At 44.6% G+C, this 24315-nt stretch carries 22 protein-coding genes; 9 read left to right on the top strand and 13 right to left on the bottom strand.

Annotated elements, in window-relative coordinates:
* Window positions 1-80: 80 nt before the first annotated feature.
* From B879_RS08330 to B879_RS08280, 11 genes are all read right to left on the bottom strand, one after another.
* The gene (locus B879_RS08330) at window positions 81-1148 is read right to left on the bottom strand and encodes a branched-chain amino acid aminotransferase (RefSeq protein WP_009184724.1); all 1068 of its coding nucleotides are present in this window, start codon (window positions 1146-1148) and stop codon (window positions 81-83) included.
* Between the two features lie 4 nt (window positions 1149-1152).
* Window positions 1153-1701 (bottom strand): cob(I)yrinic acid a,c-diamide adenosyltransferase, encoded by a 549-nt coding sequence (locus tag B879_RS08325; RefSeq protein ID WP_009184723.1) that lies wholly within the window; start codon window positions 1699-1701, stop codon window positions 1153-1155.
* A gap of 79 nt (window positions 1702-1780) precedes the next feature.
* A complete protein-coding gene (locus B879_RS08320) occupies window positions 1781-2503 on the bottom strand; it encodes an ABC transporter ATP-binding protein (protein WP_009184722.1) in 723 nt (240 codons plus the stop codon).
* Between the two features lie 78 nt (window positions 2504-2581).
* Window positions 2582-5389: a tetratricopeptide repeat protein gene (locus B879_RS08315; protein WP_009184721.1), complete on the bottom strand. Its 2808-nt coding sequence runs from the start codon at window positions 5387-5389 to the stop codon at window positions 2582-2584.
* The gene (gene gatC / locus B879_RS08310) at window positions 5389-5676 is read right to left on the bottom strand and encodes an Asp-tRNA(Asn)/Glu-tRNA(Gln) amidotransferase subunit GatC (protein WP_040400381.1); all 288 of its coding nucleotides are present in this window, start codon (window positions 5674-5676) and stop codon (window positions 5389-5391) included. Before gatC ends, B879_RS08315 begins: the two co-directional genes overlap by 1 nt.
* Window positions 5673-6437, bottom strand: a complete 765-nt coding sequence (locus B879_RS08305) for a lysophospholipid acyltransferase family protein (protein WP_009184719.1) — start codon at window positions 6435-6437, stop codon at window positions 5673-5675. Before B879_RS08305 ends, gatC begins: the two co-directional genes overlap by 4 nt.
* Before the next feature lie 2 nt (window positions 6438-6439).
* Window positions 6440-6814 carry a globin domain-containing protein gene (locus tag B879_RS08300; RefSeq protein WP_009184718.1) on the bottom strand — a complete coding sequence of 125 codons (375 nt, stop codon included), beginning with the start codon at window positions 6812-6814 and terminating at the stop codon, window positions 6440-6442.
* 187 nt (window positions 6815-7001) lie between these two features.
* On the bottom strand, window positions 7002-7184 hold the full coding sequence (locus B879_RS23175; protein ID WP_010608189.1) for a four helix bundle protein: 183 nt from the start codon (window positions 7182-7184) through the stop codon (window positions 7002-7004).
* A 59-nt stretch (window positions 7185-7243) separates the two neighbouring features.
* Window positions 7244-7498, bottom strand: coding sequence for a GIY-YIG nuclease family protein (locus B879_RS08290; protein ID WP_009184717.1), 255 nt, complete (start codon window positions 7496-7498; stop codon window positions 7244-7246).
* Between the two features lies 1 nt (window position 7499).
* Window positions 7500-7664, bottom strand: a complete 165-nt coding sequence (locus B879_RS08285) for a four helix bundle protein (RefSeq protein WP_009184716.1) — start codon at window positions 7662-7664, stop codon at window positions 7500-7502.
* Window positions 7665-7867: 203 nt separating this feature from the next.
* Window positions 7868-9238: an NfeD family protein gene (locus tag B879_RS08280; RefSeq protein WP_009184715.1), complete on the bottom strand. Its 1371-nt coding sequence runs from the start codon at window positions 9236-9238 to the stop codon at window positions 7868-7870.
* A 164-nt stretch (window positions 9239-9402) separates the two neighbouring features.
* Here B879_RS08280 and B879_RS08275 point away from each other — a divergent pair, with 164 nt between their 5' ends.
* The 3 genes from B879_RS08275 (at window position 9403) to B879_RS08265 (ending at window position 12273) form a co-directional block, all read left to right on the top strand.
* Window positions 9403-10578 carry a LysM peptidoglycan-binding domain-containing protein gene (locus tag B879_RS08275; RefSeq protein WP_009184714.1) on the top strand — a complete coding sequence of 392 codons (1176 nt, stop codon included), beginning with the start codon at window positions 9403-9405 and terminating at the stop codon, window positions 10576-10578.
* 383 nt (window positions 10579-10961) lie between these two features.
* A complete protein-coding gene (locus tag B879_RS08270; protein WP_009184713.1) occupies window positions 10962-11516 on the top strand; it encodes a hypothetical protein in 555 nt (184 codons plus the stop codon).
* A gap of 1 nt (window position 11517) precedes the next feature.
* Window positions 11518-12273: a TIGR02757 family protein gene (locus B879_RS08265; RefSeq protein WP_040400380.1), complete on the top strand. Its 756-nt coding sequence runs from the start codon at window positions 11518-11520 to the stop codon at window positions 12271-12273.
* A gap of 712 nt (window positions 12274-12985) precedes the next feature.
* Here the strand turns inward: B879_RS08265 and B879_RS08260 are convergent.
* Complete coding sequence (locus B879_RS08260) at window positions 12986-16147, bottom strand: VPS10 domain-containing protein (RefSeq protein WP_009184711.1); 3162 nt, start codon at window positions 16145-16147, stop codon at window positions 12986-12988.
* A 336-nt stretch (window positions 16148-16483) separates the two neighbouring features.
* Here B879_RS08260 and B879_RS22625 point away from each other — a divergent pair, with 336 nt between their 5' ends.
* Together B879_RS22625 and B879_RS22620 are read left to right on the top strand one after the other, a co-directional pair.
* Window positions 16484-16636: a hypothetical protein gene (locus B879_RS22625; RefSeq protein ID WP_157231564.1), complete on the top strand. Its 153-nt coding sequence runs from the start codon at window positions 16484-16486 to the stop codon at window positions 16634-16636.
* Between the two features lie 558 nt (window positions 16637-17194).
* Complete coding sequence (locus B879_RS22620; protein WP_157231563.1) at window positions 17195-17347, top strand: hypothetical protein; 153 nt, start codon at window positions 17195-17197, stop codon at window positions 17345-17347.
* 314 nt (window positions 17348-17661) lie between these two features.
* On the opposite strand, the gene B879_RS08255 is transcribed toward B879_RS22620, so the two are convergent.
* Window positions 17662-18393, bottom strand: a complete 732-nt coding sequence (locus B879_RS08255) for a hypothetical protein (protein WP_157231562.1) — start codon at window positions 18391-18393, stop codon at window positions 17662-17664.
* A 923-nt stretch (window positions 18394-19316) separates the two neighbouring features.
* Here B879_RS08255 and B879_RS08250 point away from each other — a divergent pair.
* From B879_RS08250 to cysQ, 4 genes are all read left to right on the top strand, one after another.
* Window positions 19317-20312 carry a mannose-1-phosphate guanylyltransferase gene (locus B879_RS08250; RefSeq protein ID WP_009184708.1) on the top strand — a complete coding sequence of 332 codons (996 nt, stop codon included), beginning with the start codon at window positions 19317-19319 and terminating at the stop codon, window positions 20310-20312.
* A 911-nt stretch (window positions 20313-21223) separates the two neighbouring features.
* Window positions 21224-22534 (top strand): nucleotide sugar dehydrogenase, encoded by a 1311-nt coding sequence (locus tag B879_RS08245; RefSeq protein WP_009184707.1) that lies wholly within the window; start codon window positions 21224-21226, stop codon window positions 22532-22534.
* 138 nt (window positions 22535-22672) lie between these two features.
* Complete coding sequence (locus B879_RS08240; protein ID WP_009184706.1) at window positions 22673-23023, top strand: four helix bundle protein; 351 nt, start codon at window positions 22673-22675, stop codon at window positions 23021-23023.
* Window positions 23024-23223: 200 nt separating this feature from the next.
* Entirely contained in the window at window positions 23224-23976 is a 753-nt protein-coding gene (gene cysQ / locus B879_RS08235) for a 3'(2'),5'-bisphosphate nucleotidase CysQ (protein ID WP_009184705.1), read from the top strand.
* Window positions 23977-24315 lie beyond the last annotated feature (339 nt).

The raw sequence follows: 24315 nt of genomic DNA, 5'->3' as shown, positions 1-24315 counted from the left end.
AAACTTTAAGCTGTTAAACCCTTAAACTTCAACCTTCTCTCCGTCTCTCAGTCTCCATTCTTCATTCTTCATTGCCCAACCTACACCTTCATGATCCAACCCCGCTTATCCTCAGTTCTGCCGTACTTGATGTCATCCAACTTTTTAAGCACCTGATGGGAAAAGGCATAATCGGGTTTCTCCGGAAGCTCAAAATCTGTCCCATTGACATTGATCTTGGAAATGTGGGCAATAGTAGCCGCTGTCCCGGTTCCAAAAGCCTCCTGTAAACTTCCGTTTTTAAGGGCAGCTTCCAGTTCAGCGACTTTGAGAAAACGTTCTTCTACGACATAGCCCATTTCTTTGGCAAGATGTAAAACAGAATCACGGGTGATTCCTTTCAGGATGGTTCCTGTATGGGTAGGTGCGGTAATCAGCGTATCATTGATCATGAACATCACGTTCATGGTGCCAGACTCTTCAATGTTTTCATGGGTTTTGGCATCTGTCCATAACAATTGGTCATAACCATTTTTCTGGGCCAATAATGCTGGGTATAAGGAACCGGCATAATTGCCCGCTGCCTTGGCAAAACCAGTGCCGCCTTCTGCTGCTCGGGTATATTTTTGCTCTACCTTCACACTTACCGGTTTGGCGTAATAGTGCCCCACAGGACAAGTGAAAATCATAAACCTGTAGGTTTCAGATGGCCTTACCCCCAGGTAATTATCCATGGCAAAAATAAAAGGACGGATATACAGGGAGTATCCAGGTTTATTGGGGATCCAATCCCTATCCAAATCCAACAAGGTCATCAGGCCCTCCATGAAAATTTCTTCCGGTAATTCCGGAATACACATCCTTACTGCAGATTCGTTCAGCCTCTTTTGGTTGGCATCTGCCCGGAACAATAAAATTTCACCTGCTTCATTTTTATAAGCCTTCATGCCTTCAAAAATGGATTGTCCATAGTGGAGGGTAGCATTTCCCGGATCCAACATCAATGGTTGGTAAGGCTCAATTCTGAGGTCGGACCACTCGCCGTTTTTGTAATCGGCAATAAACATGTGGTCCGAAATGGATTTGCCAAATACCAGGTTGTCAAAATCCGTAGCAGCCAGTTTGGACTGCGTTGTTTTGCTTATTTCTATTTGTAAGGTAGTTTTCATGGGATTACATTCTCGGTTTCCAAGTGACTTCTTCCACTCCTAATTCCTGGGCAATCAATCGCCCTAATACAAAAAGATAATCGGAAAGCCTGTTCAAATATTTAACTATAATTTCATCTACATGTTCGACCTGCATCAGGTCTATCACGCACCTTTCTGTCCTGCGGCAAATGGTACGGGCAATATGGCAAAAAGACACCACTTGATGGCCACCGGGCAGTATAAAATGCCTAAGCGCCGGGAGCGAACTTTCCATGGCGTCAATTTCTTTTTCCAACAACTCCAGGTCTTCCTCATGCAGGTCAGGTCTTTTGACATTTTCCTTGCCCGGTTCAGTGGCCAAAGTGGCGCCAATGGTAAAAAGCCTGTCCTGAACCTCTTTGAGCAAATCCCCTCTTTTGGCGTTGACCTCCTGATCCCTCAATAGTCCGATAAAACTGTTTAATTCATCGACAGTGCCATAGGCTTCAATTCTTAAATCGGACTTGAAAACCCTTCTCCCCCCCAGCAAGGAAGTTTTGCCGGTATCTCCTGTTTTGGTGTAAATTTTCATTTTTTAACAATATGGTTCCAAAGGACCAATTCCTTATCCCGACAAAAGTAAGCATTGATTTTCAAAAACGTAAGGAAATTTACTCAGTAACTGCTACTGCCCTTCCCCTGGTAGGGTTGGGGTTAACTGTATCAGACTCCACCAATCCATCTCTCAGCCTTATTATCCTGTGCGCATAATGGGCGATGTCATCCTCGTGCGTAACCATGATGATGGTATTGCCTTTTTGGTGCAATTCGTGGAAAAGCTCCATGATGTCATAAGAAGTTTTCGAGTCCAGGTTTCCTGTTGGTTCATCTGCCAAAATAATACTGGGATCATTCACCAAGGCTCTTGCAATGGCCACACGCTGACGCTGCCCTCCGGAAAGTTCATTGGGCTTGTGGTTGACCCGATCACCCAATCCCACATTCTTCAGGGCCTGAAATGCTTTTTCACTTCGTTCTTCTTTGCCAAAACCAGCATATATCAGTGGCAAAGCTACATTGTCCAGGCAAGATGCCCTAGGCAAAAGGTTAAAGGTCTGAAAAACAAAGCCTATTTCTTTGTTGCGTATTTCCGCCAGTTCATTCTCTGTCATGTCACTGACATCTTTGTCGTTCAATATATAGGTGCCTGCAGTAGGAGTGTCGAGACAACCAATGATATTCATCAAGGTGGATTTCCCGGAGCCTGAAGGCCCCATAAATGCCACATATTCTCCTTTATTTACCGTGATGGATACAGATTTCAGGGCTCTTACTTCTTCTGAACCCATGCGGTAAGTTTTTTGAATGTCTTTGGTCTCTATGATCTTTTTCATCTGGAAATTTTTAAAGTCCTTAATTTAAGCTAAAAAATTAATGGGAGAAAAACTTAATTGCATAAACGGCATTTTCAATCAGAAGTTCTCCATCTGTAACTTCTCCAGCTGTGCCCCGTCAATCCAAGTCCGCATGGTAGACAATGCTTCAGATGCATAGTTGTCCAGACCCATTTGCCTGCTGTATTTCACATACTGTATCCAAAGCATAGGGTCCTTGTTGAACTGTATGGCCTCCTGAAGGATCTCATACTTCCCAAGGATTTCAGCGCTGTCTTCAACAGCCTTCATGACCAAGGGTCCCCAGTAGGCATTTCTGGCCAATCCCAATTCAGGAAGAAGCAAGGCCTCGATTTCTGGCAATAGGCTGTCGGTCTCTCCATGTACATAAGCATACCAATTGTCCAACTGTGCCTCGGTCCAAGGGCCTTGTATTTCTTCCAGCAACAAGGCTTTGATTTGTAGGAAATCGCTTGGTGAAATGACGTGCAACTTATGTCGTAATAAGCCCATGGCCCAATCGGCCCGCAACATTTCAGCGTCTATCTGTGCCAGAGGCAATAAAAGTTCTTCAGGCAGCATGCGGTGTAGTCTCCCTACAGCCTCCCAAAACTGTACTTGTTCATTTTCATCAAGCCTTCCACTTTCATTCCATACCATCCATTGGGGAAAGTCTATGGCTTTAAGTGTATGGATGCGTAATGCATCAATAGGTTTTTCCCCAAAATACAGTATGGCCAGATGCAATGGTTGAAAGTTGTCAAAGCCCTTTTCTTCTGCCATCAGGATGTCTACAGCAGCTTTTTCAAGATCCCAATTTCCAGCCAGGATTTTCGAAGCCAGGATATGGTAGTAGCCTGCTGAATTGGGGAATGACTGCACCATACCATTCAGGTATTTGAGGGTTTCATTCAGGAAATTATCCTGTAAAGTCCGCAATATCCTGCTTTCTCTGTAATTACGCTCTTCAAAACTCATCTGCTCCATAGCAATCAAGCTGTCCAATTGCTCAAGGTCTCCCTTCAGGTCACGGTTGACTTGGTTACTCCATTGGTTTCTGAGTAAGGCGGTTTGCAGGTGGAAATTGCTGGGTAGGTTTCTGGTATCCAGGATAAAGGGAGCATAGTTGCCTTGCCTGTTGGCATGGGCCAGATAATTGATGCGATAAGGCAGGTCTTCCCGGTCTTCCAACCCTTCCTGCATGCCCATTCTATGTTTGACCATGAGGCCCAGCATGTTGGCTTTGGCCACATCTTTTTCTTTTTCCATGGCCTGAAGTGACTGCATTGCTTCTTGTGCGCGGTTCAGCTTAGAGTATAATAGTGCGCGGTTATTTTGTAAGCGCGCATCTCCTGGAAAGATTTCCAGGCCATTTTCCAGGTAAAATAAAGCCTCAAAGATCTTATCCTGTCGGTGAAGCCTATCGCTGAGCAAAAGAATGTTTTGGACGGAAGGAACGTAGTCAAAATTTTGAAAGAGGTGATCCATGGCCTCATTGGTATTTTTCAACTGAAACCTCAGGTGAGCTGCTGCATTTTTTGCTTTCGGATTTTTGCGGTATTCCAGCCAGCTGTTCTCATACAAGATGGCAGCTTCCAGTGGTTTTTGTGTTTGATAATAATAATCAGCTGTGATTTGACTACTGAAGGCAGGAATCTGCATACCGACCACAGCATCTGCGAAAATCACCAAAATCACCAAGGCCATGGTGGCACCAATGCGCATATGGAAGTAGGCGAAGAACTGTGGTTTGAAGAGGATTTTTTCGACCTCTTTCCCTGAATTGATCACTTGGTTAAAATTGGCCAGTAGATAGAGGAAAAAAAGCAGGCTCAGTGCAATTTGTCCGTAAATGAAGGTATGGCTTAAGAATTCAAAAAGCGGTTGATTACCTGAAAAATCCGCTTTCGTCCAGGTCCAAGCTGCTATGGCAAAACCAATCCAGTAAAAAGCCTTTCCCACCAGGGGAATTTCATATACCTGATCCGTTTGTTCAGCCTTTAATTTCATTACGCCATAACCCAAATATCCCGCTGCCAAAAACAAGATAAATGGCGGTAGGGTAGGGAAGGGCAGGTTGACAGCCCCCATGATGGAAAGCAGGGAGAAGAGCAACAGGAGAAAAAAGAGTACAAAAATAACCAGCAGGTGCCAAATGATTTTGATGCCGGTGCCTTTATTGAGCCGGATCAAAAAAACAGTAGTGCTGGAAATGACAGCATGGCCAATGTGCATGAAAAACAGTACCGAAAGCATGGCCGCAGGGAAGGTGCTGTTCTCTGCCAGCCATAAGGCGGGTTGCTCAATGTCAGCAAAGTAAATGAGGACAAATAGGGTAAGGAATGAGGCAAGGGCCATAATGGCCAAGCGCTGCAGTATCCCCCATGAAGGGGCAAAAAAAGAAAGCAGGATTACGGGCAAAAGGGTACCTCCCAATAAGAGCAGAAGGGAATTGTTGCTGTACAGGCCGCCGATGTGCAGGCCATTGACGCCGCTAAAAGTGAAAAGAAAGATGCAAAGTCCTGTGGCCACGATAAAGTACATCCTTTTGAAGGTACTGATCAGGGTAAGCCCCAGTATGAATAATATCCAAATCAATAGGCCATAAAGGAGGCTGAGTTGGGGAAAAGCACTTGGGGCAAGGGATTGGAAATTTTGAAAAATAAGGAAATTATCCATTTCGAGTGCAAATACCTCAGCACCAATGCTATAATAACTGATGGGTACGTTGATGGATTCGGAAAAAATACCCGGAATTACCGGCATGATGCTGTCTTTCCAGAAAAAATGACTGGCCAATAACAACAAACTTCCCAGCAGGCTTAGGCTGAAGGGCAGACCCTTAAAGAGTATGTCGCCGGCTTTTCTGCTTATTGGAGCAGCCATTATTCAAGCACCTTAGGTACCCTAAAATAGTCAGAATCTTTTTGGGGGGCATTCAGCAGGCCTCTTTCATGGGAAAGGTGTTCGCCAACCTCATCCTCCCTCAGGACATTGACTTCACTCGACATAGTGGTAAGAGGTTCTACGTTCTCCGTATCCACCTCATTGAGCTGTTCTTCCCAGTCCAGGATTTGGGTCATGTCTTTTTGCATTTTTTCTGCCCCCTCTTCGTCAAACTCCAACCTTGCCAAGTGGGCAATTTTTTTTACAGTATTTAAATCTACTTTCATGTGGTCTTGATAATCGTTTTTTCTGTTTCTGGAAGCTGATTGTCCTTCCATAACTGATCCTGAATGAGCCGGTAACAATTCTCTTTCAATTGAGGAAGGTCTTTGGAATTCAGTCCCTTGGTATCCAAAGGCGGATGGATGACTATTTTCCCTTTTTTGAAGTTTAACAATAACCTCCCGTCATCCGGTAAAATTATATGATTATATGATAAGGTGACAGGAATAAGAGGGATTTGTTTGTCAATGGCCAAAGAAAATGCCCCGTCTTTAAACCGGTTCATGTGAGGTGGCTCACCGGTGGTGATGCCTCCTTCCGGAAAAATGACAATACTGCTGCCCTGCGTGATGGCTTTTTTGGCCCTGATCAAAACCTCACCCCGGCTTTTGATGGAAGCCCTATTCACAGCAATATGCAGCTTCTTAAAGTAATACCCGAACAGGGGGACTTTCCCAATGGAGCTTTTGCCTACAAAAACCACATCCCCAGGAATAAATCCCATAAAAGGAATATCCAGGTAGGAGAAATGGTTGGCTACAAAGACATAAGGCTGTCCTTTCTTGATGTGCTCGCTGCCCTCCATTTTCACCGGCATGCCGATCAACACAAAATAAATTTTTGCCCAGTATTGGTTGACCAAACGGCCGTATTTCTGCCACCCAGGTATCCAAGCTGCCATCAGGAATACTGGGAAAAGCAGGATAAAGGTGATCAGAAACACCAAAAAAGCATAAAATGTATATATCCTTCTAAGCAAAAGCATGTTTATCGATTGATCATGTGGTTGGCCACTTTGATAAAATAATTCATCAGCGCTTCCCTGATGTCCGTTTCGATTTCCACTTGGTCCATAGCCTTAAACATGCAATTGAGCCATACATTTCTCATTTTTTCATCGATGGGCCACTGAAAATGTCTGCGGCGCAACATGGGATGCCCTCTTTTTTCCAAATAGGTAGATGGACCGCCAAACACATGCACCAGAAACAAAAATAACCTTTCTTCGGCAGGAGCCAAATCCTTTTCCGGATAGAGCCGGCGTAATTCCGGTGTCTCGGCCACATAGAGGTAAAAATGATGGACCAATACCTTGATTTTCTCCTCTCCCAAAACTTCGTAAATGCTGCTGCCACTGTTCATGCCCCGAAAATAGGGGATTTTAATTTTTTGAGATCAAGAATATCCTATAAGATTCGAAAATCATTGAACATTTGAAGAAGGTAGTTTCAGAGTTAACTGTTAATAGTTAAGGGTTAAGGGTTAAGGGTTCATGGTTCAGGGTTCAGAGTTCAAGGTTCAGGTTTGAGAGTTATGTTCAAGGACTGCTTTAATACTTATTTCCTTTTCTGTCAGAGTTTTTGAGATATTTAATCAGGGAATTCAACTTCCCTTTAATACTTTCAGTTCTAGTTAAAATGTCCTTGAACTCTTCTTCACTTATGAATCCAGCATCAAAAGATCTGTAAGCTTGAGACCTAGTTTCTCCATTTGATCCTTTTGCAATCGACAAAAACTGAATGAATTCTTTGTTGCCATCTCTTTCAAATCCTTCAGCTACCCTGTGAAATACTATTCTAACAGGAAGTTTTTCAATCTGTTCTTCAAATATCTCTTGCCATAAGTCGATTTAAGGTATTTTTCTCTATGCATGGCATCTTGTTGATTTAAACAAGCCTCAAAATATACTAAATCAAATGGAATGCGATACTTTGTTGATGCAGATAGCCCATTATTGTGCTCAAGTAATCTTTTCTCCAGATTTTTAGTAAATCCAGTGTAGAATTTTTTATCCTTTTGACTTCTAAGAACGTACACGTAAAACATCTCAATATTTCACAGGGTCCATAATTGAACCAGAAGCGGAATTTATCTGAGAGCATAACTTAAAATCTTTTGAAAAATCTTTCTTTTTGGTTAGCTCTCTAATCGATTTACATAGCTCCCTAACTTCTTGCCAAATATCTAAATCTTCAAATCTGTAAATTTTCATAGTCCTAAAAAATTTTCAAAACTAAATTTACAGAATAGTTTTTTATTTGGCTTCTAAATAATCGGATAAGTTTGAAGTAATTCGGAGATTAAGGTTGAGGGTTCAGGATTCATGGGTTCAAGTGTACTTTATAAGATTAGTAAAACATTGAACATTTGAACCTTGAACTTTAAACCTCCCTAATTTCTTTCGTCCCCAACTTCTCACTCCCCCCCCACCTTCCTTACCCTCAAACTTGTCCCCTCAGTGCTGATCACTTTTACCTTTTCTCCCCGATCGATAAATTCTCCCCGAGAATAGGCATCATAGATTTCATCATCAATCATGACTTTACCGCTAGGCATCAGACGGGTATGGGTAAGGCCTTCTTTGCCCATCAAATCATTGGAATAAAAGCTGGAGGTATAGCCCTCATTACGCTGTTGGCTCCCAGCCAAAGCAATGCTGCTAAAGGCTTTCCATTGATTGACCTTGGGTGCCATAAAGAAAATCAGCCCAATAGCTGCCAAGGCAGCCAAGAGTACGGTCAATAAGGCGCCAAATAGCTCGCCTGTCGGAACAAAAGTGAAGTCAAAAGCATCATTGGGTACCATACCCAGGGTCAGTCCCACCAATATGCCTACGATGCCCAGGATTCCGAAAACCCCAAAGCCGGGCAGTACAAAGATTTCTACCGCTAATAAAATAAGACCCAATATGAATACGGCAATCTCCCAGTTGGTGGCCAGCCCCGTCAGGTAATAGGGTATGAAATACAGGATGACAGCCGTGATGGAGGCGGCTAAAGGGAACCCAACACCGGGAGTCTGAATTTCGAAATAAATGCCTGCAAAAATGACCAGGATCAAAAAACCGCTGACCATAGGGTTGAGGAAGAAAGCAATTACTTTTTCTATATCCGAAGTTTCATAGGCGATGATTTCGTATGTTTCGATGCCCAACTTATCCTCGATCACCTCTTTCATGCTGTTGGCCTGTCCTTCACTGAAACCGTTGGCGATGGCCTCAGAAACCGAAAAGGTGATCACGGAGCCTTTGGTGCTCACACCCTCTATTTCCAGGTTTTGGTCCACCATGGCCTCAGCAATTTTGGGATCCCTGCCTTTGGCTTCAGCCGTGCTGCGCATCATGGAGCGCATATAAGATTGGTATTTGTCAGGGGCAGCATCTCCACCTCCCCCCATCACCACGGTGGCGGCACCAATACTGGCACCCGGAGCCATGTAAATACTGTCGCAGGCAATGGAAATCAAGGCCCCGGCAGAGGCAGCGTCTTTGTTGATCCATACGTGGATAGGACGGTCCAATTCCAAAATCATGGTCCGTATATCATCGGCATCATTTACTGCTCCACCATAGGTGTCCATTTCTATGATGATCAGGTCAGCTTCCTGATTTTTGGCATCTTCTAAAGCCAGGCGTACCCGCCTGTTCATTCTTGGATCAATGTTGTCATCGATCAAAAAGGTATATACTTTCTTTTTGGATACTTCAGGAAGGGTATCGTTTTGGTCCTGAGCCTTTAAATCCAAGATCAATCCCAAAAACAGCCCTGCTAATACTAAATACTTCATCATTTAATGGTTTGGACGTTGAATATACCAATATTATCGGATATCCTAATTTAATAAATACACGTTAGTGTAAGGTAAACAAAAAAGCAGCATACCTTTCCCGGATCTGACTTGGAAATGATAAAATTAATCTGAAATTTGTGTTTAATAACCGTCCATTGATTATGAAGAAGTTGATTGCCTTTTGCGTAGTATTATTTGTTTTTACCCAAACCCAAGCTTATGAAGTTATCGAAATGGATTCCATTGGTATCGAAAAGGTGGGTGATAAGACTTTTATTATCCATCAGGTAGATCAAGGGGAAACATTGTTTGGCATTTCCAGAAGATATAATACCGCTGTAGGTGAAATTTTGTCCAGCAATGAACAGTTACAGGAAGGTTTGAAGATTAACCAAAGGATCAGAATTCCTTATATCAGTCCCACCGCTGTGCCGGAAGATTCCAAATTACATAGGGTGGCTCCGGGAGAGACCTTATTTTCCATATCCAAGCAATACGGGGTAACAGTCAATGACATCATGAGCTGGAATGAGCTCAAGGGGAATGACCTGAGCGTAGGTCAGGCCTTATTGCTCAAGGGAATAGTGGAGCCTAAGCCCGAACCTGTTGTAGCACAGGCTACTCCCGTCCCGGTGACGCCACCGTCTACATCACCCGCAAGGACAGATACAAAAGCCAGCCAGGAAAAACCTCCTGTGGAAAAGGTGGAAGCCAAGGCCAGAGAAGAGGTGAGGGCCAATGTGCCGCCTGCAAGCCCGCCAAGTGGAACACCTGCATCGGCAGCGAATAGAAATTTACCAGGGGAATGGATTTCCCATACCGTGGCCCAGGGAGAAACGCTGTTTTCCATCGCTAAAGCTTATGATGCCAAGGTGGATGATTTGATCACTTGGAACTCACTTGCCTCCAATAACCTTAGCATAGGGCAAAAGTTAAAGGTGGGCAGGGAGTCTTCATCTGACGTTCCGGTTGTGACCGCTTCCGTGCCCATAGTGGTCAATAACCAAAGGGCTGAGGGTCAATTGTCCGTTACGGGCACTACTGTTGCAGGTCAAAATGCAAGTACGGCCTATAAAAACATGAAGGAAACCGGACTGGCCGAAGTAATCGAAGGTACGGGTAACCACAAAAAATACCTGGTCCTCCACAGGACAGCACCTGTGGGTACCATCATGCGGATCAGGAATGAGGAAAATGATATCGCTATTTTTGCCAGGGTAGTGGGTAAACTTCCAGATACAGGGGATAACAGCAGGTTGGTGATCAAACTGTCCAAGGCCGCTTATGACCAATTGCGTGCGGTAAATGCCCGTTTTCCGGTGGAAGTGTCTTATTGAGGAATGTTTAAAGTTTAAGGGAGCTTCACGAAATTTGCAATTTTGTGAAGCGATAAAGCGGATTTGTAATCCGCAAATAAAAAAGATCAGCCAAGATATATTAAATAGAACGCCGATAAACGCTGATGTAGCGGATTCACGCTGATCTGAGCCGGGACAAATCTGCGATCATACGCTCAATCTGCGTACTTTAACTTAGCAAAGTCCAGAGTTGAAAACTCCGGACAACAGAAACACGGTTCGAACCACGACAACACGACAACATTCAAGACACCAACTTTTGCCTTTTTACTTTTGCCTTGGCTCTTACTATTCTTGTTTAATTTCCCGCTTTTTGGGAATCCAAATGCTTCGCCTTACCTTTGTAACAGTATTGCCTGCCCATGAGTAAAACAAGATTGATATTTCATAATATTTTTAGGTTCCTATGGAACGCAATTTTCGTATTGTCTTATCCAATCATGGCCACTTTTGGGATGATATTCGTCGGAATGACTTATGTTTTCTCAGCCCTTTCCCGCTTATTGGCCAGTTTGAGCCCCAAACAGGAAAAAGTTAAGGTACAAAATAACGATTGGGAGGAATTGCCACAGACCAAGGGCCTTTTGGAAGCCAAGGTGCACAAGCAGATTATGTTTGGCCCCAGCTGCTTTCAAATAAGAAGAAAAGACGGCGTCCCTTCTGTTTTGGAGGACCATTATTTTGGCAGTAAGATTAAGTTTATCGATGAGGGGTTGATCTTGGAAAAATGGAATGCGACAGACTCCAAGTTGCTCCCTGATTTTGACATTTGCCTGTATGACCCGGACAGTGATTCCCTGACTTCCCTCACCAATATCAAATGCTTCGATTGGCACCTTTCTGAAAGGAAAGAAAATCAACTTCACTTTAAATGGTTTGATGGCACCCAAGGGGGAGAGGTCAACGTTGCGCTCTGAGATGGAATTGAAAGATTTTTTAGACCAAAAAGTGGCCCAGTTCAACCAACCTGGATTTATTGCCCTGGACCCTATTTCTATTCCCCACCGTTTTTCCAAAAAGCAGGACATTGAGATTGCCGGTTTTTTTGCTGCCATTTTGGCCTGGGGACAGCGGAAAACTATCATCAACAAATGCCTGGAACTTTTGGCGATGATGGACAATGCACCCCATGACTTTATGCTGCACCATCAGGAGGAGGACCTTAAGCCTTTCCTGAATTTCAAACACCGCACGTTTAACGACATTGACACCTTGTATTTCATCGCTTTTTTTGCTTGGTATTACAGAAATCATCAAAGTTTGGAAACTGCCTTCACCTTGGAATGGACAGATGATCCTGATGTGATGGAGCAGCTTTTGGTCAATTTTCACCACTTTTTCTTCAGTCTGCCCGATGCCCCACAAAGGACAAGGAAGCACATTGCCACGCCGGCACGCAAAGCGGCCTGCAAGCGGATCAATATGTTTCTCCGCTGGATGGTGCGTAAGGACGATAAAGGCGTGGATTTTGGGATATGGAATACCCTGAAACCCTACCAACTCATTTGCCCTTGTGACCTGCATGTGGATCGGGTAGGGAGGGAGTTTGGGCTGATTACCCGCAAGCAGACAGATTGGTTGACGGCAGTGGAACTCACCCAGCGGCTTCGGGAATTAGACCCGAAAGATCCGGTGAAATATGACTTTGCGTTGTTTGGAATGGGAGTTGGCTAGTGATTAAGAGCCAAGGCAAAAGGAAGAGGAGATCTGCGTTGTAAGGAGAGACTTGGAGACGAAGCGACGGAGAGACGCAGGGACTGGAATGTAGGGCTGGAAATGTAGAATGATGAATTAGGAATGAAGAATGGGTTGAAGCTTTGAAGGTTTGGGAGATTTGTATTGTATGGTGGGGCGAATTGTGCCAGAGGCACAACCCATTGTTAGCATAAAAGCCATAACCATTCCCATCCGTCCTGTAGGGACGGCCTATGTTGTGGGTTTGTCGAATGGAAATAAGGCAAAAGGAGAGAGAATGTAGAATGAAAAATGATGAGTGAAGAATGAGGTGCTTTGTAGGTTTGGGATGTTGGTACTGTAGGACGTAATTTAATAGCCAAGGTGAAAATGGGTTAAAGGTTTAAAGTTTAAAGGAGGAGATACGTTGTCACGCGCTTGTAGCGCGGGACCCTTGAACCCTTAGTTTTCCAACTCAGTTAATACCCGAGCTAAAAGCTCAGCAATCAACAGTTCTGAGTTGGAAACTCCGGACAACAGAGCAAAGAGAGTTTAAGGGTTAATAGGTTAAAGCTTACTCCGAAGTTTTTCGGAGGTTTAAAAGGACCGTGTCCTTTATTGCTGTTAACACGTTAACCATTAACCTAAAATGCTTTTCTTGGGTCGAAACCATAAAAAAAGCCCCGAAACTGGGGCTTTTTCATTTTTGGATTTATTTATCAAGGAGCTGGAAAATGTCTATCTCCGTGGCTTTCACCTTTTCCTCAAAAGGCTTCCAGTCATTCTCGAAGAAAGCCTTCCATACTTCCATGGCTTCCTCTGCACTTTCCTTGGCATGCTGCATCAACCTGTCCTCGGTGTCTCCAGGAGCACCAAAAGATGAACCGGCATACCTTCTTGGGGCAAATAACATGGTCATGGTCGTCGGATACAGGTTGCGCACAATGCCCTGACCTTCTCTGGTCGGTCCATAGAATGCTTCCCTGGTAGTATCCACCTTTTTCTTGGTCTCATTGGCCAATTTCACCAAAGCCTTCACCTCTTCGGTATCCACATCTTTGGCATACGTCAATACCCTGTCGATGAGCTTCTTGGCATCATCCAACTGTCGGGTGGCTTTCATCACATCTGCACCCAACAATTCAGCCTCCTTCAAGAAGGCTTCCCTTGCCTGCAAATCTGCCATCTGTGCACTGATTCTTGGATCCATGTGGACATTGATGCTGGTTTCCGAAGAAGCATCGCCATAGGTAAAGACCACTTTGTAGGTGCCCGGCAAAGCAGGCCCTCCACTTGGTTCAAAGAATCCTCTGCGGCTACTTTGTCCACCCCAACCTGCAGGCATGTCGGCGGCAGACTTTCTGTCCAGGTTCCAAATGACCTGATTCACCCCGTTTTGTGGTACGGTTTTCAAAGTCCTGATCTGTTCGCCCGCTGCATTAAAAATACCAATGGTCACAGAATCCATTTTTTCCTTACCCGGATCATTGATGATGAAATGCAACCTGCCTCCAAATGGTCGGTTTTCTGCGGCATATTTGGCATCAGCAGCAAAACGCTCTCCATGAGGTTGGTGGATTTCCGCCTGATAAGCATCGGAAGGCTCCACAGCTGTGATTTTTCCGGCAGGGACCTTGCCTTGGTTTTTGGCAAATACCCTTAGCGGACGGATGTCATCCAATACATAAATGGAACGTCCAAAGGTACCAATGACCAAATCTGCCTCTCTTTCCTGAATGACCATGTCATAGGTGGATACAGCATTGGGGTACCCATGTCTCCACTGATTCCAGGTCTTGGCATTGTCGAAGCTGACATATAAACCATATTCTGTGCCCAAGAAGACCAAATTGGGTTCTACCGGATCCTGTACCATGGAGAGGGCATAACCCCAAACTTTCGCATCATCAGCCACACGCTCGTAAGTGTTACCATAATTTTTGGTGCGGTATGCGTAAGCTGAGAAATCATTGTTTCTGTAATTGTTGGCCACAATCCAAGCTTCACCCGCATCATATCGGGAAGCTTGAATCTGAGGAATCCAACTGTTTTTAGGCAGTCCGGTCAGTTTGGCTGCGGTATTGGTCCAGGTTTTACCGCCATCACGGGTCACCTGTACATTGCCGTCGTCCGTACCTACCCAGATGACATTGGGGTCAAGTGGACTTGGTGCTATGGCAATGATGGTGGTATGGTTTTCCGCACCGGTAATATCAAAGGTCAATCCTCCTGTTTCCTGTTGCTTCTGCTTTTCAGGATCATCGGTGGTCAGGTCCGGAGAAATGATCTCCCAGGTTTCTCCCCTGTCGGTACTTTTATGTAGGAATTGACTACCATAATAAATGGTGGCTGCATCATGCGGACTTTGGGCAATTGCAGCATTCCAGTTGAATCTCAGGAACACATCCTTGTCCGGATGGGTAGGACGGATCACACGCTTATGGCCGGTTTCTTTATCGTAACGGGCCACATTACCTCCTTGGGACATGGCATATCCAAACCTTGAATTTTCAGGATCAGGAACCACGTCGAAACCGTCCCCGAACATGATTTCCTGCCAGTAAGTATTGCGGATACCATCTCTTCTCCACACATAAGCCGGACCTACCCAGCTGCCGTTGTCCTGTAGTCCCCCATAAATATTGTAAGGCAGTTCGTTGTCCACATTGATATGGTACCACTGACCGAGTGGGAGGTTTTCAGCAAAATACCAAGTCTTGCCCCCATCCCGGGTGATGTTCAAACCACCATCGTTGCCGTCTATCATAAAGCTTGGATCCTCCGGATGGATGTACCAGGCATGGTGATCTGGGTGTACGCCTTCATAAGTGAGCAATTGCGTAAAGGTTCTGCCCCCATCTTCAGACATGCCTACCCTTGAGTAGAGCGTGTACAGCCTGTCCTGATTTTTGGGGTCAGCATAGATTTCGAAGTAATAAAAGGGACGGTCTCCGATTTCTGGTTTGTCATTGACCATTTTGAAATTGTCTCCCCCATCTTCTGACACATAGAGGGCATTTTTGCTGGATTCCACCAAGGCATAAACTTTATTGGAATTGGCTTTGGATATGGCCAGCCCCATACGGCCAAGGTCTCCTTTGGGCAAGCCATTTTTATCATCCAGCTTTTTCCAATTATTCCCCCCGTCAATGGTCACAAACAGACCGGAAGAAGGACCTCCGGACTTAAAGAACCAAGGATAGCGCCTGTGTTCCCACATGTTGACAAAGATCTTATTGGGGTTGTTGGGATCCATGATCATTTCACCTACCCCCGTTTTAGTATCTATGTAGAGGATTTTGTTCCAGGTTTTACCGCCGTCGGTGGTTTTGTAAACACCCCTTTCCTCCTGTTCGCCCCAGGGAGAACCTATGGCGCCCACATACACCGTATTGGGGTCGTCAGGATGCACGATGATGCGGTGAATGGCACGCGTTTTTTCCAATCCCATCAATTGCCAGGTTTTACCGGCATCCAGGGATCGGTATACGCCATAACCCAAGTTGAGAGAGTTACGGGGATTACCTTCTCCCGTACCTACCCAGATGATGTTGGGGTTTTTCTGGTAAATGGAAATGGCACCAATGGAATGCACCTTTTCTTCATCAAAGATGGGTGTCCAGGTGATACCTCCGGAAGTGGATTTCCAAAGGCCGCCTGAAGCGGAACCCGCGTAAATGATATTTGGGTTGGCATGCACGGCATCAATGGCCGTAACCCTGCCACTCATGCCTGCCGGGCCTACGCTACGGGTTTTCATGACCTTGAATTGGTCCATGTCCACCTGTTGGGCCTGTAGGGGGAAGTTCCATGCCAAAAGCAGGAATATCCCCAGCCAGGTGATTTGGGTAAATTTTCTGTAAAGTTGCTGCATCGTTTAGATGGTTTTTTATTGAATACTCAAATAAAACTACAAAAACCAATGTAAATAATGAATTGATACGATTGGGGAATTGGTTTGATGAATGGGTAGGGCTGGCAATAAAGAATGAAGAATGAAGAATGAAGAATGATGAATTAGGAATGAAGAATGAGGGGTGTAGGGACTGAGAGACGAAGGGACGAAGAGAAAGATAGGCCAGGGCCACAGGATTTAGGGGAGGAATAAGAGCCTAGGCAAAAGGAAAAAGGAGGATCTGCGTTGTAAGGAGAGACTGAGTGACTTAGGAACTGGAATGTAGGGCTGGAAATGTAGAATGATGAATTAGGAATGAAGAAGGATTGGAGCTTTGAAGGTTTGGGAGATTTGTCTTGCATGGTGGGGCGAATTGTGCCAGGGGCACAACCCATTGTTAGCATAAAAGCGATAACCATTCCCATCCGTCCTGTAGGGACGGCCGATGCTGTGGGTTTGTCGAATTGAATTAAGGCAAAAGGAGAGAGAATGTAGAATGATGAATGAAAAGTGAAATGAAAGAAGAATGGTAGACAGAGGGCGGTTTAAAGGTTTAAGGTCTAAGTTCTTTCAGGGCTTCTCGGATTTTCAGGGCTGAAGGCCCTGGATAGCAGAGGGGCGGGTGCAGCCCGTCCCCTGGGGGATAAACGGTTATATTGATGTCCCGGGGCTGCAGGCCACGGATAACTTGGTAATAATGGCTAAGCCATTAATCAGATATCCCGTCCTTTCAGGCCGGGGATTTTTTAGAATAGGCGTCGTTGATGACCGATGGCCTTCGACCATCGTTTTGTTATCGCGCCCCTTCAGGGCTGGTAATGAAGAATGATGAATTAGGAATGAAGAATGAGGGGTGTAGGGACTGAGAGACGAAGGGACGAAGAGAAAGATAGGCCAGGGCCACAGGATTTAGGGGAGGAATAAGAGCCTAGGCAAAAGGAAAAAGGAGGATCTGCGTTGTAAGGAGAGACTGAGTGACTTAGGAACTGGAATGTAGGGCTGGAAATGTAGAATGATGAATTAGGAATGAAGAAGGAATGGAGCTTTGAAGGTTTGGGAGATTTGTATTGTATGGTGGGGCGAATTGTGCCAGAGGCACAATCCATTGTTAGCATAAAAGCGATAACCATTCCCATCCGTCCTGTAGGGACGGCCGATGCTGTGGGTTTGTCGAATTGAATTAAGGCAAAAGGAGAGAGAATGTAGAATGAAAAATGATGAGTGAAGAATGAGGTGCTTTGTAGGTTTGGGATGTTGGTACTGTAGGACGTAATTTAATAGCCAAGGTGAAAATGGGTTAAAGGTTTAAAGTTTAAAGGAGGAGATACGTTGTCACGTGCTTGCAGCGCGGGACAAATGAGTCCTGAGTTTTCCAACTCAGTTAAGACCTGAGCTAAAAGCTCAGCAATCAACAGTCCAGAGTTGAAAACTCCGGACAACAAACACTTAACGTTTAACCGTTAACACGTTAACCCCAAACCCTCTCTTCCAATCTAAAAATACCGCATCAGCATCAGGTTCAACTGTACCATATGGTCATTGCGGTTATTGAATCCAATGTTGCCATCCAAATCATCGGCAAAGGTGTGAAAGAAAGTGCCTTCCAAACCTATATTGTACAAATATCCCACTCTATAACTGATACCGGCCCGTACTGGAATATAAGAAGTCAGTGTACTGACACGTCTGGAATTATTGCCATTCCCGTTTATCGTTTCTTGTCTGCGATTCACGAAAATAGCTCCCAATCCAACGCCCCCATGGGCATTGAATCTGGGCCTATTGCTGACATGGTCCTGGGGAAATAGCAGAAACTGGGGCATGATATCGAAGTATAAGGCCCCTCCCTGAAAGGAAGCCGCCTGTCCCCTGGATCCCCAATTTTCCATGGTTCCAGGCCTGAAACCATCCCAGCTCACCAAGCGCTGATATCCGGAGGTAAAACGCAGTTGCAGGAAATTGACCAGGTTTTTGCTGTAACCTAATGCAATATTGGGTCTTACCGGGAATTGCATAGAAGGATAATCCCCGCCATTGTCCCCATAAAAGGCAGATGGACCAATGCCCAGATAGGCGATTTGACTTTTGTCACTGGCCTGCTTCTGAAAATTTTGGGCCTGAATTTGTACGCTAAAACTATGGATGAGTCCTAAAAGCAATAAGGATTTTCCGAAATATCCCAGATAACCGGAAAATTTTTTCTGGAGGTAAAAATGAAGCTTCATTCGGTCGAATAAAATTAATTTGTTAATACAATTTAGTAAAGGAAAAGTAGTATGCAAATAATTGTATGCATAAAACACGAAATTATATGTTTTTAAAAAAAATTATGTTTGTCATAAAAAATTGTTATGACATCAAATTTGAACATAATTTTTTCATAAAAAAATGACAATAGTGCTGCTGGGAAAAATTACAGGTTTGAACCAAGATACTGATTTGTAGCTGTTTTTATTCCAATATCAATAGTACTTTTTTTATTGATAGTTATATAATATCTTAAAAAAGGTAAAATTAACACCTAATTATTCCTTTCATTTACAGGAATTTGGTCATTTTTTGCCAATTCTTTTTTTGAGTTTATATTGCCTAAGCTGATTTGAGCATCTATATTTGACACTTTGTTACATCAGATGGCGACCATAAGGAGCTATAGCAGCAGGTTCGGATTTTTGCACAAGGTGTTGCCATAACCTGACCTTTAAACCACACTTAAAACTAAGCCATCTCTATCTTGCTAAGCACAGCTGCTTTTTTAAAAGCGGATGTGACTGAAAGAGCGAAGCTGTGATCGACGGAGGGGCCAGATTGCAGGGCGGAAAAAAAGACTTAGAGACTTAGGGACGGAGGGACGAAGAGAAATGGAGAGGGAGAGACTTTGGGAATTGCGGTGAAATTTTGAGTTTTATTACTATGTTTTTAGAGACAAAAAAACTATTATTACAGGCTTTAATACTTTAATCTCAATTTAATTTTATTGTTTTATTATGGGTAAAATAAGAAGTCATGAAGATTTAGAAGTTGGGAATGAATCCAGATCAGTGGACTTACTAGATACCCTTCCCAACCTCTCTAAGTCTCTTAGTCCCTTAGTCATTTTATACTTTTCAAATTTCAAATTGCAAAATGCGTATCTACTTTTGAACAAATGAAAACCATCAACGTCATCCTCAGCGGTGGAGTAGGGTCCCGCTTGTGGCCTTTGTCCCGAAAAAACCGACCCAAACAGTATTTACCGATTTTTGAAGGGGAAACACTTTTTCAAAAAACAGCCAAACGCAATCAGCCTTTCTGCGATGAGATGCTGATTGTGGGCAATAAAGACAATTACCTCTTGTCCAGAAAAGACCTGGAAAAAGCGGGTATTTCCGAGTACAGGGAACTCATTGAGGCCTGTCCTAGGAATACCGCGGCGGCCATTACCTTTGCCGCTTTGGTCTGTGACCCAAAAGATATCTTATTCGTTACCCCATCTGATCAGCTGATCGAAGGTGATGCTGCCTATACACAGGCCGTGGAAAGGGGCATTGCCCTGGCCAAAGAAGGTTTTATTGCAACCTTTGGGCTGCAGCCGACCCGGCCTGAGACAGGTTATGGGTATATTGAAGCCGATGGAGAAGAAGTAAAAGCTTTCCGGGAAAAGCCTGATCTGGCTACAGCAAAGGGTTTTGTGGAGCAGGGCAATTTTTATTGGAATTCAGGAATGTTCTGTTTCCAGGCAGGGGTGTTTTTGGATGAACTGGCCAAATTCGAACCGAATGTTTACCTCCGCTCCTTTATGGCCAAGAGGGAAATGGAAAACGGGTTGCTCCCGGAGGAATTATCCCTGGAAATCCCCTCCATTTCTGTGGATTATGCGGTAATGGAGCGAACTGAGAAAATCAAAGTGGTGCCGGCTTACTTCCAATGGTCAGATATGGGTTCCTTCGAAGCCATCTACGATTATTTGATAGAGAAAGGGCATCCCACCGATGAGTTGGGGAATATGGTCATCGGGACCAACCTGCATACAGAATTCACCGGGCTGACCAACACCATCCTGATCGAAACAGAAGATGCCATTCTTGTCCTCCGCAAAGAAAACGCCCAAGAAGTTAAACAGGTGTATGAGCGGCTGGTGAAGGAAAAACCGGGGTTGGTGTAGTAGTGATGAGTGGAGAGTGATGAGTGGAGAGTGTAGAGTGTAGAGTGGAGAGTGGAGAGTGAGGAGTGATGAGTGATGAGTGACGAGTGATGAGGGGTGAGTGTTAAGTGTTAAAGGTTCAGTGTTCAGGTGGGATTTCGAAAGTCGGATTTCGGAATGGAACCGTGGAGAAGTTAAGGATTTCATTAAGAAAAAGCCTTTAAAAAACTCAGCAGGTCAATTAGTGCCAAAGGCTTTACCTTGTCACCTCGACGAAGGAGAGGTCTATTAAGAATACAGAGAAAACCATTAAGGAGTTAAGGTTTTAAGAATTTCCGAAAAGGCCTGAAGGGCCGCTCTGTGACAGCCCAGGGTGAAGCCCTGGGGATAAGGTACAGTCAAATTGAACCAGAGGTCTGAAGGACCGAATTTTGAAGTGGGATATCGAATTTCAGAGCATCGGGAAAGCAGCTAGCGCTGGGGTACCAACCTTTGAGGTTTTTGAAACCTCGAAGGTTTTGAAAAATAATTAAATAGAACGCCGATTGTTCGTAAGCTCACAACAAAATAGAACGCTGATACTTCGACTTCGCTCAGTACAAGTGACGCTGATTAGGCTGATGATCGCGGATGGTTCGGCAAGCTCACCAACCATGGTTCGACAGGCTCAAAAAAAATAACCACAGATAAATAGGATGGACACGGATGGTTCGCGGTGCTCACGGTGTTGGAACCCTGAAACCCTCCGAATTACTTCCGAGCAAGCTGAACAATGAATGCGTTAACAGCTAATAGTTAACAGTTAACCCGTTAACTGTTAACGTTTAACTTTTAACGTTTAACCCTTAACCTTTCCCCTCTTTACCCTATATTTGCACACTGAAACCATTTCACATAAAAAAATACAAATATTTTTATCCTAATAGTACACCATGTTAACACCATTACAAGATTCTAAAATCGCCATTATAGGCCTGGGCTATGTGGGCCTTCCGCTGGCGGTAGCTTTTGCAGAGAAATTCAAAACCGTAGGTTATGATATAAATTCCAAAAGGGTGGACGAACTCCAAAAAGGTACTGACCGTACCCTGGAAGTGGAGGATGCACTTTTACAGTCTGTTCTTGTGCCCAATTCCGTGGCACTGGAGGAAAAAGGAAAAGGCTTATTGGTCACTGATGCCGTATCGGCCATTTCCAATTGCAATATTTTTGTGGTGACCGTACCCACCCCTACAGATAAACATAACCGCCCCGTATTGACACCCATGATCAAATCTTCAGAGACGGTCGGGAGACTCCTCAAAAAAGGAGATGTGGTGATTTATGAGTCCACGGTATATCCTGGCGTTACTGAAGAGGAAATGGTTCCGGTATTGGAAAAACATTCCGGCCTGAAATACAATGTAGACTTTTTTTGCGGGTATTCCCCCGAAAGGATCAACCCCGGCGATAAAGAACATACGGTCACCAAAATCCTGAAAGTTACCGCAGGTTCCACCCCTGAAGTGGCGGAGTACGTGGACCAACTCTACCAATCTGTCATCACTGCAGGTACCCACCTGGCCTCCTCCATCAAGGTAGCGGAAGCTGCCAAGGTGATCGAAAACTCCCAAAGGGACATCAACATTGCCTTTGTCAACGAACTCTCCAAAATCTTCAACCTCTTGGGCATAGATACCCAGGAAGTCTTAGAAGCTGCTGGCACCAAATGGAACTTCCTGCCCTTCAAACCCGGACTGGTAGGCGGCCACTGTATTGGCGTAGACCCTTACTACCTGGCGCAAAAAGCACAGGAAGTGGGTTACCATCCCGAAATCATCCTGGCAGGAAGGCGCTTGAACGATTCCATGGGCAGGCATGTGGCCACTGAGTTGATCAAACACATGATGCGCAAAGACCTGAAGGTGATTGATTCCAAGGTGTTGATTTTGGGAATTACTTTTAAAGAAAACTGCCCCGATATCCGTAATACAAGAGTGATAGACATTTACCATGAGCTGAAGTCTTTCGACATGGAGGTGGATGTGTATGACCCTTGGGCTTCCCCTGAGGAAGTGATGCATGAGTATGGCATTTCTATTTTGAACGGAGACAATCCATTGGATATCAGTCAATATTCAGGTGTTGTCCTCGCCGTATCCCATGACAAATTCAAAGGTCTAAATATTAACAAATCTGATAGCTGTGTGGTGTTTGATGTGAAAGGTTTCTTGCCGAAGGAGGCAGTCGACGCGAGGTTGTAGTGATAAAGAGCCAAGGCAAAAGTAAAAAGAGCCAAGTGGTTTGAAACACTGAGAAGAGCCAAGTGAAAATAATATTTAGATAAGTGGCAAAGCAATAATAAAATCAGGGGGCAATTAGTTGGAAGTTAAGCTTAAAGGATGAAAGAAAATGATCTTTTAGAAAGGACTTTTAATTTTGGCGTAAGGTGTTTGAAGTTACTCAGAAACTTGCCAAACACTTCTGAATTTCAAATCATTAAATACCAATTAGGGAAATCATCAACATCTGTCGGAGCAAATTATGAGGAAGCCCAGGCAGGTTCTTCTAAAGCCGATTTTAAAAACAAAATTAGAATTGCTCTGAAAGAAGCTAGAGAATCTAATTATTGGTTACGGGTAATCAATGCGATAGAAGAAAGGCCCAGTGAAGATTTAAATTTCTTGGTTGCTGAAAGTAAAGAGATAAAAAATATTTTAGCCAGTATTCTCAAAAAACTGAACCAATCATAATAGACTTGTCTGAGAATTAAGTGTCACTTTTGCCTTGGCTCTTAGTTTCCCGCCCTGCATCCTGGTCCTGGCCTAAAAATGTCCAAAGGGACATTTTCCTAACGGCCAGTCCTCTTTTGCCTTTTTACTTTTGCCTTGGCTCTTATTTACGCCCTGCACCTTGCCTCTTAATCCTTGGTGCGCTTAGTGGTTAAAAAAAAATGAATCTTCACCAACTCAGCTCCCTTGCTCAATCCACCGCCCTTGAAGCAGGCCGTATCATCCTCTCCATCTACCATGGTTTTGATATGGAGGTGGGGTACAAGGAGGACGATTCTCCCCTGACCAAGGCGGATAGGGAAGCGCATGAGGTGATCGTAAAGTCCCTGAAGGAAACGGGTATCCCCATCCTCTCCGAAGAAGGGGCCAATGTGCCTTATGCCATACGGTCCAACTGGGACTATTACTGGTTGGTAGATCCGCTGGACGGCACCAAGGAATTTATCAAGAAAAACGGGGAGTTTACCGTCAATATCGCCCTGATCCATCAGCAAAAAGCCATCCTCGGCGTAGTCTATGCCCCGGTGCTGGATTGGCTGTACTGGGGGAGTAAAGAAGAAGGGGCCTGGAAACAGGAGGGCAATCAACCAGCCGTCCAACTCCAAGTTGCCCCAAATGCCCCTGTAAAAACCATTGTCGCCAGCCGCTCACACCTGAGTGAGGAGACACAGGCTTTTATTGACCAATACCCCGGAGCAGCATGCATCAGCATGGGTTCCAGTCTGAAGTTTCTATTGGTGGCTGAGGACAAGGCCCAACTTTATCCCCGCTTTGCCCCCACTATGGAGTGGGATACCGCCGCCGCCCAGGCCATTGTGGAGGCCGCCGGCCGGCAGGTGCTCACCTATCCTGACCTGGAGCCGATGAAGTATAATCGGGAGGAGATGTTGAATGGGTGGTTTGTGGTGAAGTGAGAGGTGAGAAGCGAGAGGCGAGAGATAAGAAACAAGAGGCAAGAAATAAGACAAAGGGGGATGTCGGAAGGCGGATTTTGGAAGGGAGGTCTTTTGAACCATTAAGAAGTTAAGGGCTTTAAGGGGTTCATTAAGAGGTGAAATAAGAGCCAAGTAAAAGACTTGTCCCGGAGAATTTCGGGAGGTAAAAGGCAAAAGTGGGGTTTGGAATTAAAAAATAAGAGTGAGGAATGGTTCGATTACCTAGAAGGATTGCTAATGTCAAAGGCTTGTCCTTGTCACCTCGACGAAGGAGAGGTCTATTAAGAATACAGAGAAAACCATTTAGAAGTTGGGGTC

It is taken from the genome of Cecembia lonarensis LW9 (genome assembly GCF_000298295.1).
Classification (GTDB): Bacteria; Bacteroidota; Bacteroidia; order Cytophagales; family Cyclobacteriaceae; genus Cecembia; species Cecembia lonarensis.
Note: the sequence above shows the minus strand (reverse complement) of the source record. Positions and strands in the feature narration are given on the sequence as shown.

Coding starts and splice junctions, on each gene's coding strand:
- B879_RS08250 (WP_009184708.1), top strand. CDS start 19,317: ATGAAAACCATCAACGTCATCCTCAGCGGTGGAGTAGGGTCCCGCTTG.
- B879_RS08245 (WP_009184707.1), top strand. CDS start 21,224: ATGTTAACACCATTACAAGATTCTAAAATCGCCATTATAGGCCTGGGC.
- B879_RS08260 (WP_009184711.1), bottom strand. CDS start 16,147: ATGCAGCAACTTTACAGAAAATTTACCCAAATCACCTGGCTGGGGATA.
- B879_RS08300 (WP_009184718.1), bottom strand. CDS start 6,814: ATGAACAGTGGCAGCAGCATTTACGAAGTTTTGGGAGAGGAGAAAATC.
- B879_RS08325 (WP_009184723.1), bottom strand. CDS start 1,701: ATGAAAATTTACACCAAAACAGGAGATACCGGCAAAACTTCCTTGCTG.
- B879_RS08330 (WP_009184724.1), bottom strand. CDS start 1,148: ATGAAAACTACCTTACAAATAGAAATAAGCAAAACAACGCAGTCCAAA.
- cysQ (WP_009184705.1), top strand. CDS start 23,224: ATGAATCTTCACCAACTCAGCTCCCTTGCTCAATCCACCGCCCTTGAA.
- B879_RS08290 (WP_009184717.1), bottom strand. CDS start 7,498: ATGTTTTACGTGTACGTTCTTAGAAGTCAAAAGGATAAAAAATTCTAC.
- B879_RS22620 (WP_157231563.1), top strand. CDS start 17,195: ATGAAGAAGGAATGGAGCTTTGAAGGTTTGGGAGATTTGTATTGTATG.
- gatC (WP_040400381.1), bottom strand. CDS start 5,676: ATGAAAGTAGATTTAAATACTGTAAAAAAAATTGCCCACTTGGCAAGG.
- B879_RS22625 (WP_157231564.1), top strand. CDS start 16,484: ATGAAGAAGGATTGGAGCTTTGAAGGTTTGGGAGATTTGTCTTGCATG.
- B879_RS08270 (WP_009184713.1), top strand. CDS start 10,962: ATGAGTAAAACAAGATTGATATTTCATAATATTTTTAGGTTCCTATGG.
- B879_RS08255 (WP_157231562.1), bottom strand. CDS start 18,393: ATGAAGCTTCATTTTTACCTCCAGAAAAAATTTTCCGGTTATCTGGGA.
- B879_RS08265 (WP_040400380.1), top strand. CDS start 11,518: ATGGAATTGAAAGATTTTTTAGACCAAAAAGTGGCCCAGTTCAACCAA.
- B879_RS08240 (WP_009184706.1), top strand. CDS start 22,673: ATGAAAGAAAATGATCTTTTAGAAAGGACTTTTAATTTTGGCGTAAGG.
- B879_RS08280 (WP_009184715.1), bottom strand. CDS start 9,238: ATGAAGTATTTAGTATTAGCAGGGCTGTTTTTGGGATTGATCTTGGAT.
- B879_RS08305 (WP_009184719.1), bottom strand. CDS start 6,437: ATGCTTTTGCTTAGAAGGATATATACATTTTATGCTTTTTTGGTGTTT.
- B879_RS08320 (WP_009184722.1), bottom strand. CDS start 2,503: ATGAAAAAGATCATAGAGACCAAAGACATTCAAAAAACTTACCGCATG.
- B879_RS08285 (WP_009184716.1), bottom strand. CDS start 7,664: ATGAAAATTTACAGATTTGAAGATTTAGATATTTGGCAAGAAGTTAGG.
- B879_RS08275 (WP_009184714.1), top strand. CDS start 9,403: ATGAAGAAGTTGATTGCCTTTTGCGTAGTATTATTTGTTTTTACCCAA.
- B879_RS08315 (WP_009184721.1), bottom strand. CDS start 5,389: ATGGCTGCTCCAATAAGCAGAAAAGCCGGCGACATACTCTTTAAGGGT.